This window comes from Pseudomonas sp. P5_B2, assembly GCF_056400445.1.
In genome coordinates this window covers 1-2,800 of sequence record NZ_JBFULH010000540.1, presented here as the reverse complement: position 1 = coordinate 2,800, position 2,800 = coordinate 1, and the positions used below count along the sequence as shown (strand labels likewise).

The 2,800-nt window shown below is 57.2% G+C and carries 5 protein-coding genes; all 5 read right to left on the bottom strand.

Going from position 1 to position 2,800, the window contains the following annotated elements:
• Positions 1-24: 24 nt before the first annotated feature.
• Positions 25-801 carry an ABC transporter substrate-binding protein gene (locus AC1DRJ_RS23635; protein WP_477804281.1) on the bottom strand — a complete coding sequence of 259 codons (777 nt, stop codon included), beginning with the start codon at positions 799-801 and terminating at the stop codon, positions 25-27.
• Between the two features lie 307 nt (positions 802-1,108).
• Positions 1,109-1,561, bottom strand: a complete 453-nt coding sequence (moaE, locus tag AC1DRJ_RS23630) for a molybdopterin synthase catalytic subunit MoaE (protein WP_477804280.1) — start codon at positions 1,559-1,561, stop codon at positions 1,109-1,111.
• Positions 1,562-1,564: 3 nt separating this feature from the next.
• On the bottom strand, positions 1,565-1,807 hold the full coding sequence (gene moaD / locus AC1DRJ_RS23625) for a molybdopterin converting factor subunit 1 (protein WP_477804279.1): 243 nt from the start codon (positions 1,805-1,807) through the stop codon (positions 1,565-1,567).
• The gene (gene moaC / locus AC1DRJ_RS23620; RefSeq protein WP_162437327.1) at positions 1,804-2,277 is read right to left on the bottom strand and encodes a cyclic pyranopterin monophosphate synthase MoaC; all 474 of its coding nucleotides are present in this window, start codon (positions 2,275-2,277) and stop codon (positions 1,804-1,806) included. The genes moaD and moaC overlap by 4 nt, the downstream gene beginning before the upstream one ends.
• A gap of 238 nt (positions 2,278-2,515) precedes the next feature.
• Positions 2,516-2,800: PhoH family protein (locus AC1DRJ_RS23615; RefSeq protein ID WP_477804278.1), on the bottom strand; the 285-nt coding region annotated here is incomplete at its 5' end.

The following is a 2,800-nucleotide window of genomic DNA, read 5'->3' as shown; positions in this document are numbered from 1 at the left end:
GGGCTTGCTCGCGAAGGCGATTTATCAATCGCCGTAGATGTCTGACTTGAAGTACTTGTCCGAAATCTTCTGATATTCGCCATTGGCTCGAATGCCATCAATGGCCGCATTCAGTTCACTAACCAATTCAGTATTTCCCTTGCGCACAGCAATCCCCGCACCCTCACCCACGTATTTCGGGTCCTTCAACTCTGGCCCGACAAACGCGTAACCCTTGCCACGCGGCATCGACAGGAAGTCATTCAGCGGAATGGTATCGGCAAAAATCGCATCAAGGCGACCGGCAGCCAGGTCCATGTAGATTTCTTCGTTATTGCCATAGCGCTTGACGTTGATGCCCTTGGGTTCGAAAACCTCAGTGGCGTAACGGTCGGTGGTGGTGGCGCGCTGCACGCCTACGGTTTTGCCTTTGAGGCTGGCGTACTGGTCATCGACCACCGCGCCGTCCTTCATCACCAGACGCGATGAGGTGAAATAGTACTTGTGGGAGAAATCCACCGACTTCTTGCGGTCTTCGTTGATGGTCATGGACGACAGGGCCATGTCGATTTTCTTCACTTTAAGGGAAGGAATCAGTCCATCGAATTCGCCTTCGACCCACACACACTCGACCTTCATCTGCGCGCACAGGGCATTGCCGATGTCGTAGTCGAAACCGACAATCTTGCCCTGGTCGGTTTTGGAAGCAAACGGCGGGTAAGCCGCCTCGATACCGATGCGCAGCGCTTTTTCGGCGGCAAACACGCTGCTGCACGCCAACAGGCTCAGGGCCAGACCGGTGATGAGGGGGAATTTCTTCATGTTCGTTCTCTCGCGGGTTGTTGTTGGTTTGGCAAGACAGAAGGAAGAGCTGAAACGGTGAACAGGTTTTTTGTACTTGTAATTCCATACTGGACTTTTATGTATTACCCGTCAATCGGGCAAGCGGGATCATGCCCGGTCGATGGTCGGGCGGTGAGTCAGTTGGTTATTGGGTGAAGCGAATAGCCCCATCGCCAGCAGGCTGGCTCCCACAGGGGATCTTTGTCGAACACAAATATTGTGTTCATGGAGACCTACTGTGGGAGCGAGCCTGCTCGCGATGACTGACTTGAGGGCACTGCAGCATCTACTTCTTCCAGCGATCCGCCGCCGCATGATCGCTGTCACGCCCCTCAACCCAACGCGGACCATCGCTGGTGACTTCTTTCTTCCAGAACGGCGCGCGGGTTTTCAGGTAATCCATGACAAAGGCGCAGGCGTCGAAAGCTGCCTGGCGGTGGGCACTGGCGGCACCAACGAAGACGATCGGTTCCCCCGGTTCCAGAGCGCCGATGCGGTGCAACACTTCCAGCTTCAACAGCGGCCAGCGCTGCTCGGCCTCGATGGCAATCTTGCCCAAGGCCTTCTCGGTCATGCCCGGGTAGTGCTCAAGAAACATTCCGGCCACATCGAGTCCGTCATTGAAGTCGCGGACATAGCCGACAAAACTCACCACCGCGCCCACGCCGACATTGGCAGCGTGCATGGCGTTGACTTCGGCACCGGGATCGAACGCCGTGGACTGCACGCGGATCGCCATGGCTCAGCCCCCGGTCACAGTCGGAAAGAACGCCACTTCATCGCCATCGCTGACCGGCTCGTCCAGCTGGCAAAGGTCTTCATTGAGGGCGCACATCAAGTTCTGCTCGCTCAGCACATCAGCACCGTCGCGCTGAGCCAGCAGCGCGCGCACGTCGTCGACAGTGGCGAAATCACCTTCAACCTTGACCGAGTCCACGCCGAGCGCTTCGCGGTAACGCGCGAAAAACTTCACCGTGACGTTCATGGTTGATCCGCCTGGAAATGCCCACTCTTGCCCCCGACCTTCTCCAGCAGCCGCACGCTTTCGATGGTCATGCCGCGATCCACGGCCTTGCACATGTCGTAGATAGTCAGTGCTGCCACGCTGGCGGCGGTCAGCGCTTCCATTTCGACGCCGGTCTGCCCGGACAACTTGCAGCGCGCGACGATGCGCACGGTGTCGTCACCTTCGGCACTGAGCTCGACTTTGACGCCGGTCAGCATCAGCGGATGGCACAGAGGAATCAGATCGCTGGTTTTCTTCGCCGCCTGAATACCGGCGATGCGCGCCACGGCGAACACATCACCCTTGGGATGACCGCCACTGACGATCATCTGCAGGGTGTCGGGCAGCATGCGCACCAGCGCTTGGGCCGTCGCTTCACGGAACGTCACGGCTTTTTCGGTGACGTCGACCATGTTGGCGCGACCTTGGGAATCGAGATGAGTCAGCACAGGGTTACTCCTGATCAGGAGCGTCGATTGTAAACCCGCGGGTCAATTTTCCGCACGCGATTATCCAGTCACATTTGAACCCTGTGGGAGCGGGCCTGCTCGCGAAGGCGTAGTGTCAGTTGACATTTATATTGCCTGATACACCGCATTCGCGAGCAAGCCCGCTCCCACAATTAGATTTGTGTTGAGCATAAAAAACCAGGCGACCTTTGAGGGCCGCCCGGTTTGGATGGAACAGTTACAAATGCGATTCGGCGTATTCAGCCAGAATCGAGCGAGGCACCCCTTGCAGGGTGATATGCACACCGTTAGGGAAATCTTTGAAGCGTTCGGTCAGGTATGTCAGCCCGGAGCTGGTCGCGGACAGGTAAGGGGTGTCGATCTGTGCCAGGTTGCCCAGGCACACCACTTTGGAACCGGCGCCGGCACGGGTGATGATGGTTTTCATCTGGTGCGGTGTCAGGTTCTGGCATTCATCGATCAAAATCAGACTCTGCTGGAAGCTGCGACCTCGAATGTAGTT

Bases quoted from the DNA above. Each gene is read 5' to 3' on its own strand.
- AC1DRJ_RS23635 (WP_477804281.1), bottom strand. From the start codon at position 801: ATGAAGAAATTCCCCCTCATCACCGGTCTGGCCCTGAGCCTGTTGGCG.
- moaE (WP_477804280.1), bottom strand. From the start codon at position 1,561: ATGGCGATCCGCGTGCAGTCCACGGCGTTCGATCCCGGTGCCGAAGTC.
- moaD (WP_477804279.1), bottom strand. From the start codon at position 1,807: ATGAACGTCACGGTGAAGTTTTTCGCGCGTTACCGCGAAGCGCTCGGC.